We start from the raw sequence: 13384 nt of genomic DNA on the forward strand, positions 1-13384 counted from the left end.
CCCGCCTGCCCAGCCCTTTCAGCCGAACCCTTTCAGCCCGGCGATCAGCCGGGCCGATTGGCGCGTGCCGCCTCGACCCGGTTGCGGCCATTCTGCTTTGCCAGATACAGGGCTTCGTCGGCGCGCTTCAGCGCCTGGTCGCAATTGTCCTTGCCGATCAGCGCCAGACCGGCGGAAAAGGTGATCGAGCCGATAAGCTCATCCGTTTCGCGAAGGCGGACCCGGCGCTTGCTGAGATCGGCGCGCGCATCGTCGACCATTCTGGTCGCATCCTTCAACGACGTGTTTTTCATCGCGACGATAAATTCCTCGCCGCCCCAGCGTGCGAGGGCGTGATCGCTGAAACTCGCCTTCAGCGATGTGGCAACCAGCTTCAGAATGCGGTCGCCGACCATATGGCCATGGCTGTCATTCATGCTCTTGAAGTGATCCAGATCGATGATCGCCACCACATCGCGCGCGGAAACGGCATCCAGAGTGGGCTGGATGCCACGGCGGTTGAGCAGGCCGGTCAGCGCGTCGCAGCCGGCATTGCCGCGTTCGGCCTCCACCTCTTCACGCAGCAGATCGATCTTGTTGAGCGCATGGGCAAGCTGCTGTTCCGTCTGCTCCGTCCGCGCGATCATTTGCTGCACCTGTGAAATCAGCTGATCCGGGCTATTCTCAATCCCATCGAGATCGGACGCCAGACCACGGCCGAAATGTTCGTTCGCATCGGCCGCGCCCTGCGTCACTTCGGCCAGTTGCCGGGCCTGATGGCGCAAGACGCTGTTCTGCTCTTCCTGTGCGCCATTGTCGGTGGAGGCTGCCGCCATGCCCTGCGCAATATGATCCAGCATGGACTGATCGATCATGTCACCTGCGATCAGGATGCTGTCGATCGCCCGGGCCAACAGGCCATCCGGGCGTGCGATATAATCGTAGATCAGAGAATAGTTGGACGGAGTGGAACTCAGCTCCTTCTCGCGCAGCCAGCCAAGAACACGGTGGCCGACGTCATCGACATCCGCATCTGCGCTACGCTGCTTCTTGGATTTGAGAAATGCCAAGCTCGCCAACGTCTGCATGTCCTTTGTTCGAGAGCGCATTTATTAGCATGCATGAGTTATCAAAACATTGCAGAAATTACCATTTCCGGCCGATGTCCTGATATCAAGCTGTATCGAAACGCTTTTTCTATATCGCCGCGCTGCTAGCGCAAGTTCTGCCACATGCCAAGTCAGGCCGCATTGTCCAGCAGCGCAGCCGCTTCGGCGATCATGTCCGTCCGCTTGTCGGGCGCCGCCTTTTTGAGCCGCTCTTCATAGTCCCGCGCTTGTTCCCCCAGATCCGCCTCTCCAAAGAAACCGGCCGTGCCGGATATCTTGTGGAGCTGATCGGCCAACTCGTCGATCGCGGCGTCATCGATCCTGTTTTCCCGCAAGGCCCTGGAAAATATCTCGAGCGCTTCCTTCTTGCGATCGGCATAACGCTCTCGAAGCGATTTCTTCCGGCTCGTGGCGGGCGCGGCGGCCGTCTCGCCGCGCACACCGCCCCAACGGCGTACGGTGGCGACGAAATCGCGCGTGCGCAGCGGCTTGGTGAGATGGCCTTGCATGCCAGCGTCGCGGCAGGCGTCGATATCTTCGGAAAAGGCGTTCGCGGTCAGGGCAAAGATCGGCAGGGTGGCCGCATCGAACCCCTTGGCCCGCAGCGCTCTGGTGGCGGAAAGACCATCGAGCCGTGGCATCTGCATGTCCATCAGCACCATGGCAAATGGCGTGCCGGCCTGCTGCGCCGCCTCGACCATTTCGATCGCTTCCTGCCCGTCTCTTGCGATCTCGATCGCGATGTTGGCACGATCGGCCATCTGGCGCATCAATTCCTGATTGATGTCATGGTCCTCGGCCACCAGCACGCGGCCGATCTGGTCCGATGCCGGGGTCGGCGCCTGATTGTCGAACGATTTGTCCGCCCCCTGCTTGGGCGCTGCGCAGGGTGTCAGGGGAATGCGCAGGGTGAAGGTGGAGCCGACATCGGGCTCGCTTTCCACATTGATCGTACCGCCCATTTTCTTGGCCAGGCTGGCGCTGATGGCCAGACCGAGGCCGGTTCCGCCGAACTTGCGGGCGATACCGCTGTCGGCCTGCGCAAACTGATCGAAAATGCGCTGCAACCGGCTTTCCGCGATGCCGATGCCGCTGTCCTTCACGGCGATCTCCAGCATGTCGCCGTCGTGCGAACCGGCCACGCGCGCGGCAATGGCGATGCTCCCCTGTTCGGTGAATTTCGTCGCATTGCCGAGCAGGTTGAGCAGGATCTGGCGAAGCCGCAGGGTATCTCCGACGATCCATTCCGGCAGATCGCCGGGGATATCCAGATGGATATCGAGGCCCTTGGACGCCGCAGCGCCCGCCATCAACTCGCTGGTGACATGCAACTGGCGCACGATATTGACCGGCTCTTCCACCACATCCATCTGCCCAGCCTCGATCTTCGCCATGTCGAGAATGTCGTTGAGCAACAGCATCATGGCCCGGCCGGAATCGGCGATCAGTTCCACCTTGCGGCGCTGGTCGCTCTCCAGTTCACCGGCCAGAACAAGCTCGGTAAAACCGATCACGCCATTCATCGGCGTGCGGATCTCATGGCTCATATTGGCTAGGAAAGCCGTCTTGGCCCGCGCGGCATGCTCGGCCTTGCGCCGGGCTTCTCGCAAATCCTGTTCCATCTGTTTGGTCATGGTCACGTTGCGGATGGACGCGATGACTTCTGCCGGGGTACCATCTTGTCCGCGCACGAGGCCGCAATTGGCCTCCAGCCAGGCATAGCTGCCCCGATCGGTCCGATCTTCAGCCCGATAGGCAATGATCAGTTCTTCCATCTGGCCTGCCATCATGTCGCCCAGCGCCTGCTGAACCCTGTCCTCATCGTCCGGGTGGAAGCCGGTCATGACGTTCTGGCCCACAAGTTGCTCCGGCGGAATGTCCAGAAGCTTTCCGCATGATGGCGAGGCGTACAGGCATATGCCGTCGAGCGAGAGCCGCATGACCGCATCGGTCACGTTGTTCGCCAATGTCGTCAGTTCCTGCTGACGGAGCGCCAGTTCGGCCTCGCTGGTCTTGCGCTCGGTAATATCGATGGTGACGCCGATATAGCCGACATAGTTGCCGTCCATATCGCTTTCCGGCGCGCACATGACGCTGACCCAGGTGACCGCGCCATCTTCATGGAGCCAGCGGAACTCCCCCTCATATTCCGTCCGGTTGGCAACGGCTGAGCCCCAGCCCTGCGCAACGCGGTCCAGATCGTCCGGATGCATGGCACTGCTCCAGCCGGTGCCTCTCCACCGTCCGTTGGCGATGCCCGCCATGTTCTCCCAGGCACGGTTGGCATAGCTGCAACCGCCGTCGACTTCGGTACGGAAGATACCGACGGGGGCCAGATCGGCCAGCGCCTGAAAGCGGCGATCGCTTTCGATCAGCGCACGTTGCTGTGCGATTGTGTCCGTCACGTCACGGATATTGCCGATAGTGCCGGTAAAATTGCCATGCTCGTCGCCCAGGCGGCGCACCATCACCTCGATATGGCGGATGGATCCATCGCGGTGCACGAACCGCTGGTGCAGCGTCATGCTGTCAATATGCCCGCCGACCAGCCGCCCATAATCCGCAAGGGAGGCTATCTTGTCTTCTTCTACCAGCAATCTGCTGGTGGACCATCCAAGGCTTTCATCCACCGAATAGCCGGTCATGTTGACCCAGGCGCTGTTGAGAAACAGCCATTCGCCCCGGGCATTGGTCTTGAACACGACCTCGCCCATATTCTGCAGCACCTGATCGAACAGGTTGCGGCTCTCCAGCAACTCGGCAGCGATCGACGCACGCCCCTGCAGCACGGTGGCGACCGGCAGACCGATCATGAAGCAGGTGACCAGAAACAGCTGCAACGTCGCCAGCTTGTACCCCAGATCGCCATCGACCAGCATGATCGGGCCGCTACCTTGCAGTGTTGCCGCCGATGCGATGACCGATACGATGACGATGGACACCGCCGTCCCCAGCAAGCCGGTACGGAACGCGGCCACCAGCACCAGAGGACAGGCCAGAAACAGCAGCGGATAACTGGTCTGGCCGAAAATCGCCGCGGCCACGAGGACGGTGCCGACGATCAGCTTGGACCAGTCTATAAGATCCTGCGCCGAGGGACGTTTGCGCGCGCGCCAGCCATCGATGAGAATAAGCATCGTCGGCACGACGGTGGCCATGGCCAGGGCATGGGCCGAATACCATTTGATCGCACTTTCCTGGTCGAACCAGCTACCGGGAGACGCAAGGGCAAGCCCCGGAAAAACCGCAGAGATTGCTGGCATGGCGATGCTGATGCCAAGCAGGATGTTGAGCATGCGCGGCTCGGCGATATCGGGGTTTTGACCGTAAAAGCGCCGGACCACCCACAGCGTGAGCGCCACCTCCACAAAATTGCCGATGCCAAGCAAGAGGGCGGTGGACAGGTCGTCTCCAAAGGCCAGGTTCAGCAGCACATTGGCCACAAAGGCAATGCCGAGATACATGTCCGGCCATGCGGCGCGCGTGCGCAGCAATATCGCCAGCAGCATGGCATTGGGCAGCCAGACCGCGGCGATCCGGCCATATTGGAACGTCAGCTGGACGTTCATCCACCCCAGAAGAATATAGATCGCGGCCAGCGCCAAAGCGCCGGCAATGGCCACGCGCAGGATGGAAAAAGCGGGGATATGCGAACGCGCAAATAGGGTCATCATCCTGCCATCGCAGAAATTGGTTAACGCAATCTAAGGGGGATGGCGCAACATGGCTGGTATGCGCGCCCGCGCTGGGATAGGCCAGCGGGATGACCCAAGCCCCAGACGTTCACCCATATCCGCCGGCCGCCCGTTTTTCGAAGGGAGGCTGCTGACATGGCGCATTTCGTCCTCGTCTCCGGCGCATGGCACGCGGCCTGGTGCTGGGAAACGGTTATCCCCTTGCTCGAAGCGAACGGTCACCGCGTGACCGCGCCGGATCTGATCGGCATGGCACGCGGCCAGCCGCAGGTGGCCGAACAGATGACCATCGCCGCCTGGACGGCGCAGCTGGTCGAGCTGATCGAGGCGCAATCCGATCCGGTCGTCCTTGTCGGGCATAGCCGGTCCGGGCTGCTCATCAGCGAAGTGGCCGAGCGTATTCCGGAGAAGATTGCGCGCCTGGTGTATCTTGCGGCATTCCTGCTGCCGGACGGCGCGAGCATCGGCCGCACCGCCGCCACCGTGAAAGGCGGCGTTACACCCGATGTGATCGAACCAGGCGCGGCCGAGGGCTTCATGGTCGTCAAGCGGGGCATGACGGTGCCGTTGCTCTACCATCGCTGCGGCGCGCAGGATGCGGCGGCATCGGTGGACCGTCTGGTGCCCGAACCCGCCACCAGCTTCGCCACGCCCGCGCAGCTGAGTGCGGCGCGTTTCGGCCGTGTTTCGCGCGGCTATATTGCGTGCAGCGATGATCAGGCGGTGCCGATCGCCTTGCAGCGCGCCATGCTGGCGAGCCTTCCGTGCGATCCCGTTGTCACGATCGACAGCGATCACTCGCCTTTCTACAGCGCGCCCGATGCCCTGGTCTCCGCGCTGGAAGAGATGGCCGCCACATGACGCCGTGCACGCCAGGAATATTTGATAGGCTCGGCCCCATTTTGCCCAGCGTAACGTTGCGGCTTTTATGAAAATCCATATCCATTCGCGGCTCGACTATTATTTCGAGCAACCGACCGACATTCTGCTGCAGATCGAAGCGGCCATCATCCCAGAACAGGCGGTGGAAAAAGCGCATATCGCCTTGCCGAACTGCGCGCATTTCGCGCGGGTTGGCGGGCATAACGATATCGGGGAGCGGATCTGGCTGCGCGCCGAGGGCCAGTGCATTTTCGATTATGAGTCCACCGTACGGATCGACCGCATTCTGGGTAATCTCGGCGATCTGGAATATGTGCCGCCGCATCAGTTGCCGGGCGAGACGGTCGAATATCTCTGGCCATCGCGCTACTGCCCTTCGGACCAGTTCCAGAGTTTTGTCGAGGCCGATTTCGGATCGCTTCAGGGCGGCGCCAAGATCATCGCCATGCGGGACTGGATCAAGGACTGCTTTTCCTATGTGCCCGGCTCCAGTAGCAGCGATACGACCGCGCTGGAAACCTTCGTCAAGCGCGAAGGCGTGTGCCGCGACTATGCCCATGTCATGGTGACGCTGGCCCGCGCCGCCGCCATTCCGGCGCGCGTGGCAGCCGTCTACGCACTGGGCGTCGAACCGCAGGATTTCCACGCGGTGGCCGAAGTCTTCCTGGGCGGCCAATGGCATTTGGTGGACGCCACCGGCATGGCCGAAGAGGGCGGCATGGCCAAAATCGGCGTGGGCCGTGACGCGGCCGACGTATCCTTTCTCACCGCCTATGGCTTTGCGCAGATGAACGCCCAGTCGGTGGAGGTCACCCCGGTCTGATCCGGCCCGGCCCTTCGCATGGAAGGGTGCGGACCGGCGCGCGGATTGAAATGCATCGGGGGATGGCCAAAACCGGCTTTTTGTCCCTAGACTGCATTTTCCTTTTCCACCCGCCGGAGCCCTGCCCTTCATGACTGCAACCGCCAAAGCCCTTGCCCTCGCTCTTCTGACCACCGCCGCAGCCCCGGCACTGGCACAGACCGCCCCCGAAACGCTGCGCACCGCGCAGGCCGGGCAAACCGGGATCGACGCCGAGACGCTTACCGAGATTGCCGGCACATTGGCATCGGATCAGTTCGAAGGCCGCGCGCCCGGGACGGCCGGTGAAGACAAGACCATAGGCTATCTGATCGGCCGGTTCGAGGCGCTGGGGCTGGAGCCGGGCGGTGTGGACGGCGGCTGGACGCAAGCCGTCCCCCTCCTGCACACGCAGCTTGGCACGCCCGAGACGTTGCAGGTGACCGTTGGCGGCCAGACGACCGACTGGACCTTTCCCAGGGATGTCTATGTCTCCACGCTGCAACCCAAAAACATGGCCGCGATTGACGGGGCAGACATGGTCTTCGTCGGCTATGGCGTCGATGCGCCGGAGCGGCAGTGGGACGATTTCAAGGGGCAGGACTTGAAGGGCAAGGTCGCCGTCTTCCTGGTCAACGATCCCGATTTTGCTGCGCAGCAAAACGAGCCGGTGAGCGGCAAGTTCAAGGGCCGGACCATGACCTATTATGGCCGCTGGACCTACAAGTTCGAGGAGGCCGCGCGGCGCGGCGCCATCGGCGCGCTGATCGTGCATGAGACCGAGGCCGCGGGCTATGGCTGGAACGTGGTGGAGAGTCCGGGCGGCGAGAATTACGATATCGTGCGGCAGCCGGAAGACGTCACCAGTCTGGCGCTGCAGGGCTGGATCTCCGGCGATGCCGCGCAAAAGCTGTTCGCCGATGCCGGGCAGGATCTGGCAAAGCTGCGCACGCAGGCGCGCTCGGCCAGCTTCAGGCCAGTGCCGCTGAAGGCGACCATGACCGCGCGTTTCCCGGTGACGCAGGAGGTGGTGAAGAGCCAGAATGTCCTCGCCAAGATCCCCGGCACAACGCGCCCCGGCGAGGTGGTGATGTATGGCGCGCACTGGGATGCCTATGGCGAAGGCCCGCCGGACGAGAATGGCAAAATCTACCGCGCGGGCGCCAATGACGATGCGCTGGGCATTGCCGGCATGATGGAAATCGCGCGGCTGATGAAGGCGGACGAAGCGCCCAAACGCAGCGTGGTGTTCGCCGCATGGACTGCCGAGGAGCGCGGGCTGCTGGGCAGCGAATATTATGCGCAGGATCCGATCTATCCGATCGAAACGACCGTCGCCAATCTGACGCTCGATATCCTTCAGACGGCGGGCAAGGCAAAGGATGTCCTGCTGATCGGCAAGGGTCAGGGCACGCTGGAGGATGATCTGGCGACCTATGCCAAAGCGCAGGGCCGCACGGTAACACCGGAAAGCCTGCCCGAGCGCGGCCTGTTCTACCGCGCGGACCATTTCTCCATGGCCAAGCGCGGCGTGCCGGTGCTGCTCATGATGGGCATCAGCGGGGCGACCGATCTGGTCGATGGCGGCAAGGAAGCGGGCCAGGCATGGGTCGATGCTTATACCGGCAATTGCTACCATCAGGCGTGCGACGCAGTGTCCGACGACTGGGATCTGGCCGGCGCGGTGCAGGATATTTCCCTGATGTACGCTATCGGCGCGGATCTGGCGCGTTCGGACCGCTGGCCCGGCTGGAAGGACGGATCGGAGTTCAAGGCCATCCGCGAGGAGACGGCGGCGGCGCGCCGGTAATCACGACGTCGTTGCGCGGAAACAGCAGCAGAGGACATCCCATGCCCCATTATGGCGACTATCAGAACCAGATCTACAATGCGGGCCTCTCCGGCATCATCCCCAAGATCCCGGTCGATTACGCCACCCTCGTCGCGCGTGCGGAAAAGGCGATGCCGCCTTCGGTGCTGAACTATGTGCAGGGCGGCTGCGGCGATGAATATACGCAAGGCCAGAATGCCGCCGCCTTCCGCCACTGGGGCATGACGCCGCGCATGATGGTCGATTGCCGGGAACGCGATCTGTCGATCGACCTGCTCGGCATGACACTCCCCACGCCCATTTTCATGAGCCCCATCGGCGTCAACGGAATCGCCACGCAGGACGAGCATGGCGATATCGCGGCGGCGCAGGCCTCGGCGGCCACCGGCGTGCCGTTCAGTAGCTCCACCTTGTCCAACGATCCGCTGGAGGACGTGCTGACCGCCTGCGGCGATACGCCCGCCTTCTTCCAGCTCTATACGCCCAAGGACAAGAAACTGGCCGAAAGCCTCGTCAGCCGCGCCGAGGCGGCAGGCTATAAGGCGATCCAGGTGACGCTCGATACATGGGTCACCGGCTGGAGGCCGCGCGATCTCAACACCGCCAATTTCCCGCAGCTTCGCGGCCATGTTCTGCAGAATTATTTCAGCGATCCGGTCTTCCGCTCGCGCCTGGAAAAGCCGCCGGAGGAAGACCCCAAGGCCGCGATCTTCACTTGGGCCGCCACCTTCGGCAAGGTGCTGACCTGGGAGGATATGGCCTGGCTGAAGTCCATCACGAAGCTGCCGATCATCCTCAAAGGCATTTGCCATGGCGACGATGCACGGCGCGGGATCGATGAGGGCGCGGACGCGATCTACTGCTCCAATCATGGCGGGCGACAGGCCAATGGCGGCATCGCGGCCATCGATATGCTGCCCGATGTGGTGGACGCCAGCGGCGATGTGCCGGTGCTGTTCGACAGCGGCATCCGCTCCGGCACCGATGTGATCAAGGCGCTGGCGCTCGGCGCCACGGCGGTCGGCGTGGGCCGCCCTTATCTTTATGGCCTGGCGCTGGGCGGCGCGGCAGGCGCGGAGCATGTGCTGCGCTGCATTCTGGCCGAGGCGGATCTGCTGATGGCGGTAAACGGCTATCCCACGGTGGAAGCGGTCCGCGCGGCCGGGGCAAAGCGGACGGCCTGAAACGAAACCATCTGGCCCACCGCGCGCTGTCTGCCAAAGGACCATAGGGAGCATCGCGATGAGTGGATTTACCGAGAAAGACGTACCGGACCAGAGTGGGCGAACGATCTTCGTAACCGGTGCCAATTCCGGGGTCGGCTTTCATGTAGCGCGGGTGCTGGCAGGCAAACATGCGCGCGTCCTGATGGGCTGCCGCTCCGAAGAGCGTGCGAAGAAAGCCATGAACCGCATCAAGGCGGAGCATCCGATCGCCCGGCTGGAGTTCATCGCCCTGGATCAGGCCAATCTGGCCAGCGTCCGCATCGCGGCCGAGCGGGTGAAGCAGGAACCCCGGCTCGATGTCCTGATCAACAATGCCGGGATCATGGCGGTGCCCATGGGCCGCACCGAGGACGGGTTCGAATCGCAATTCGGCGTGAACTATCTGGCGCCCTTCGCCCTCACCGGCCTGCTTCTGGCGAAACTGGGTGAGACGCGCGGCAGCCGCGTGGTCACCACCTCCTCCATCGCGCACAAGCGCGGCAAGATCGATTTCGACGATATCAATGCCGACGATCATTATGACGCCTGGGCGCGATATGCGCAGTCCAAGCTGGCGGACCTCATGTTCGCTTATGAGCTGGATCGGCGGCTGGCCGGTGCCGGACGCAAGACCATATCGGTCGCCGCGCATCCGGGCATGGCCGCGACGGAGCTGACCCGCCATCTGCCCGCCCCGATGCAGAAACTCGGCCCGGCGACAGGGGCGCTGTTCAACAGCTCCGCCCAGGGGGCATGGCCTACATTGATGGCGGCCACCGCGCGCGGTGTGTCCGGCGGCGATTATTGCGGGCCGAACCAGATGTTCGAAACGCGCGGCAAGGCGGTGAAGGTCGGTTCGTCCAAGGCGAGCCGTGACAATGCAGCGGCCCAGCGCCTGTGGGATCTGTCGGTGGAGATGACCGGCGTCGATCCGGGTCTCGCTGCCATCTAGAGCCAAGGCTGGACCGAACCGGACCGATTGCCTTTGGCGCGTCAAACCGGCTTGCCTCTCGGCCTGCTTTGGCTATCCCTTCGCCCACAATAGAAGGGCGCGCCCAAGCCGCGTCCGGGGAAAGGATGATAGAGATGCACGCCAAGACGTTTGCAACCGCTCTGCTGCTGGGAAGTGCGCTTACTGCGCTGCCCGCCGCCGCCAAGGAAGGGATGTATACGCCCGATCAGCTGCCGGAGATTGCCGAGGATCTCAAGGAAACCGGGCTTAAGATCGACCCCGAGCGGCTGGCCGACCTGACCGGTTTTCCGATGGGTGCCATCGTCTCGCTGGGCGGGTGCTCGGCCAGCTTTGTGTCTCCGCAGGGTCTGGTCGTGTCCAATCATCACTGCGTGCGGGGATCGGTGCAGTATAATTCCACGGCCGAGCAGAATTATCTGGAAAACGGTTTCCTGGCCAAGAGCATGGCGGACGAAGTGCCCGCCGCGCCCGGCAGCCGGATCTACGTCACCACCGAAGACAGCGATGTGACCGCCCGCATGACCGAGGGCACACAGGCGCTCGGCGGCCTGGCCCGTTACAACCTCATCGAACAGCGGATGAAGGACATCGTCGCCGAATGCGAAGAAGCGCCGGGATATCGCTGTCAGGTCGCCAGCTTTTATGGCGGCGATCAGTACAAGCTCATCAAGCGTCTGGAAATTCGCGACGTCCGGCTGGTCTATGCGCCCGCCGATTCCATCGGCAAATATGGCGGCGATGTCGATAACTGGCAGTGGCCCCGCCACACCGGCGATTTCGGCTTTTATCGCGCCTATGTCGCGCCGGACGGATCGGCGGCGGACTATGCCGAAAGCAATGTGCCCTACAAGCCGGAGCATCATCTGAAGGTCAGCGCGAGCGGCCTGAAGGAAGGCGATTTCGTGATGGCTGCCGGCTATCCCGGCTCCACCAGCCGCTATGCCCGGCTTGCCGAGGTGGAGAACACCTTCGACTGGCAATATCCGACCTATATCACGCTGCTGAACAACTGGATCGACACGATCGAGACGACCGCGCCCGAAGGATCGGACGCCCGCGTGAAATATGAGGCGCGTCTCGCCGGCCTCAACAATTATGAGAAGAACTTGCGCGGCCAGATCCAAGGGGCGCGCAGCGTGGGGCTCGTCGATCGGCGGCGCGAACGGGAAACGGCGTTGAACGCCTGGATTGCCGCCGATCCGTCGCGCAGCGGCTATGGCGATGCGATCACCCGTCTGGATGCCCTGACGGCGGAGTCCGCAGCGGCGGCCCGTCAGGATTTCTGGTATAATTTTGCGACCAATTCCCAGCTTCTGGGCACCGCGCAGCGCCTCTATCGCCTCGCCAAGGAAAAGCAGAAGCCCAATGCGGAGCGTGCGCCCGGTTTTCAGGAACGGGACATGACCTTCTTCCGCCAGGGCCTGCAGGCGCTCGACCGGCGCTTCGATCCTGCCGTCGACAAGGCGGAATGGATGATGTTCCTGAACGATTACAAGGCGCAGCCCGAAGCGGCGCATGTGACCGTGTTTGACGAGGCCCTCGGTTTGACGCCGACGCTATCGGACGCCGCTTTGGGCAAGAAGCTGGACAGCTATTATGCGGGCACCTCCCTCGGTGAAGCGGACAAACGTCTGGCACTGATGGACGCCAGCGCGAGCGAGATCGAAGCCAGCAAGGACCCGTTCCTGAAACTCGCCGTCGCGCTGTATGCGCGGGACCGGGCGCAGGAGGATGAAAGCAAGGACCGCGCTGGCCGCGGCATGGCGCTGCGCCCTGCCTATATGGAAGCCATCACCGCATGGCAGCGCCAGAACGGGAAGATCACCTATCCGGATGCCAACAGCACGCTGCGCGTGACCTATGGCACCGTGCTTGGCGGGTCCCCCAAGGACGGCCTGATCTATGCGCCCTTCACCACGCTGGAAGGGATCACCGCCAAGGACACCGGCGAAGAACCGTTCAACGCGCCCGCGCAGGAACTCGATCTGATCCGTGCCAAAGACTATGGCGCCTATGATATGAAGGGCTTGGGCTCCGTGCCGGTAAACTTCCTGTCGGACCTCGATTCCACCGGCGGTAATTCCGGTTCGGCCACGCTGAATGCGCGCGGCGAACTGGTCGGCCTGCTGTTCGATGGCACATTCGAAAGCGTGAATTCGGATTGGGATTTCGACCCGAGAACCACCCGCACCATCCATGTCGACACGCGCTACATGCTGTGGACGATGGACAAGGTCGATAATGCCGATGCGCTGATCGCGGAAATGGACATCGTCAACTGATCTGCCGGCCCTCCCCCACCGGGGAGGGCCATTGGCAAACGCGCCGCCTTTGGGTGCACAGTCGCCCACATATTAAAGACACAAAAAAAACGGGCAGCCGGCAGGCTACCCGTTTCAAACTTCATAACGTCTGCCGAGCGCGATTGCGCCGGCTGGCTCAGTTGACGGCGTCTTTCAACGCCTTGCCGGCCTTGAACTTCGGCTGCGTCGATGCCGGAATGGTCATCGGTTCACCGGTCCGTGGATTGCGGCCCGTAGAGGCCTTGCGCTGCGACACGGAGAATGTGCCAAAACCGACAAGGCGCACATCACCGCCGTCTTTCAACGTGGACGTGATGGTGTCGAACACCGATTCCACGGCCTTGCTGGCATCGGATTTGCTCAGACCGCTCGTATCGGCCACCTGATTGACGAGATCTTGCTTGTTCATTGGCGGGAACCCCCTCTTCTAATTTTTTTGTCAATTCGCTTGAATCGCGGCTTTGCCGTAGCGGCGAGTTAGAAGCAGCCAGAGCGGACTGTCAAAGGATAATCCCGCAATTCTGCGGTTCAGCGCCAGTCCCACCCTCTGTATCGCCGCCGCGCCG

At 62.6% G+C, this 13384-nt stretch carries 9 protein-coding genes; 6 read left to right on the forward strand and 3 right to left on the reverse strand.

Annotated features, from left to right (window positions below; all coding sequences use genetic code 11):
- Positions 1-44: 44 nt before the first annotated feature.
- Complete coding sequence (locus G410_RS17360; RefSeq protein ID WP_162604078.1) at positions 45-1058, reverse strand: GGDEF domain-containing protein; 1014 nt, start codon at positions 1056-1058, stop codon at positions 45-47.
- A gap of 161 nt (positions 1059-1219) precedes the next feature.
- Positions 1220-4759, reverse strand: a complete 3540-nt coding sequence (locus G410_RS15870; protein ID WP_022672795.1) for a PAS domain S-box protein — start codon at positions 4757-4759, stop codon at positions 1220-1222.
- Between the two features lie 159 nt (positions 4760-4918).
- Here G410_RS15870 and G410_RS0106250 point away from each other — a divergent pair, with 159 nt between their 5' ends.
- From G410_RS0106250 to G410_RS0106275, 6 genes are all read left to right on the forward strand, one after another.
- The gene (locus tag G410_RS0106250; RefSeq protein WP_022672796.1) at positions 4919-5644 is read left to right on the forward strand and encodes an alpha/beta fold hydrolase; all 726 of its coding nucleotides are present in this window, start codon (positions 4919-4921) and stop codon (positions 5642-5644) included.
- Between the two features lie 67 nt (positions 5645-5711).
- The gene (locus G410_RS0106255; protein ID WP_022672797.1) at positions 5712-6488 is read left to right on the forward strand and encodes a transglutaminase-like domain-containing protein; all 777 of its coding nucleotides are present in this window, start codon (positions 5712-5714) and stop codon (positions 6486-6488) included.
- A gap of 130 nt (positions 6489-6618) precedes the next feature.
- A complete protein-coding gene (locus G410_RS0106260) occupies positions 6619-8316 on the forward strand; it encodes a M28 family metallopeptidase (protein WP_022672798.1) in 1698 nt (565 codons plus the stop codon).
- 41 nt (positions 8317-8357) lie between these two features.
- Positions 8358-9521: an alpha-hydroxy-acid oxidizing protein gene (locus G410_RS0106265; RefSeq protein ID WP_022672799.1), complete on the forward strand. Its 1164-nt coding sequence runs from the start codon at positions 8358-8360 to the stop codon at positions 9519-9521.
- 58 nt (positions 9522-9579) lie between these two features.
- Positions 9580-10494 (forward strand): oxidoreductase, encoded by a 915-nt coding sequence (locus G410_RS0106270; RefSeq protein WP_022672800.1) that lies wholly within the window; start codon positions 9580-9582, stop codon positions 10492-10494.
- A gap of 134 nt (positions 10495-10628) precedes the next feature.
- A complete protein-coding gene (locus G410_RS0106275) occupies positions 10629-12797 on the forward strand; it encodes a S46 family peptidase (protein WP_022672801.1) in 2169 nt (722 codons plus the stop codon).
- A 157-nt stretch (positions 12798-12954) separates the two neighbouring features.
- On the opposite strand, the gene G410_RS0106280 is transcribed toward G410_RS0106275, so the two are convergent.
- Entirely contained in the window at positions 12955-13227 is a 273-nt protein-coding gene (locus tag G410_RS0106280; RefSeq protein ID WP_022672802.1) for an HU family DNA-binding protein, read from the reverse strand.
- Between the last annotated feature and the right edge of the window lie 157 nt (positions 13228-13384).

The organism is Novosphingopyxis baekryungensis DSM 16222 (assembly GCF_000420305.1).
Classification (GTDB): domain Bacteria; phylum Pseudomonadota; class Alphaproteobacteria; order Sphingomonadales; family Sphingomonadaceae; genus Novosphingopyxis; species Novosphingopyxis baekryungensis.

Excerpts from the sequence above, each read along its gene's own strand:
- G410_RS0106270 (WP_022672800.1), top strand. The coding sequence starts at position 9,580 with ATGAGTGGATTTACCGAGAAAGACGTACCGGACCAGAGTGGGCGAACG.
- G410_RS15870 (WP_022672795.1), bottom strand. The coding sequence starts at position 4,759 with ATGACCCTATTTGCGCGTTCGCATATCCCCGCTTTTTCCATCCTGCGC.
- G410_RS0106255 (WP_022672797.1), top strand. The coding sequence starts at position 5,712 with ATGAAAATCCATATCCATTCGCGGCTCGACTATTATTTCGAGCAACCG.
- G410_RS0106260 (WP_022672798.1), top strand. The coding sequence starts at position 6,619 with ATGACTGCAACCGCCAAAGCCCTTGCCCTCGCTCTTCTGACCACCGCC.
- G410_RS0106280 (WP_022672802.1), bottom strand. The coding sequence starts at position 13,227 with ATGAACAAGCAAGATCTCGTCAATCAGGTGGCCGATACGAGCGGTCTG.
- G410_RS0106275 (WP_022672801.1), top strand. The coding sequence starts at position 10,629 with ATGCACGCCAAGACGTTTGCAACCGCTCTGCTGCTGGGAAGTGCGCTT.
- G410_RS0106265 (WP_022672799.1), top strand. The coding sequence starts at position 8,358 with ATGCCCCATTATGGCGACTATCAGAACCAGATCTACAATGCGGGCCTC.
- G410_RS0106250 (WP_022672796.1), top strand. The coding sequence starts at position 4,919 with ATGGCGCATTTCGTCCTCGTCTCCGGCGCATGGCACGCGGCCTGGTGC.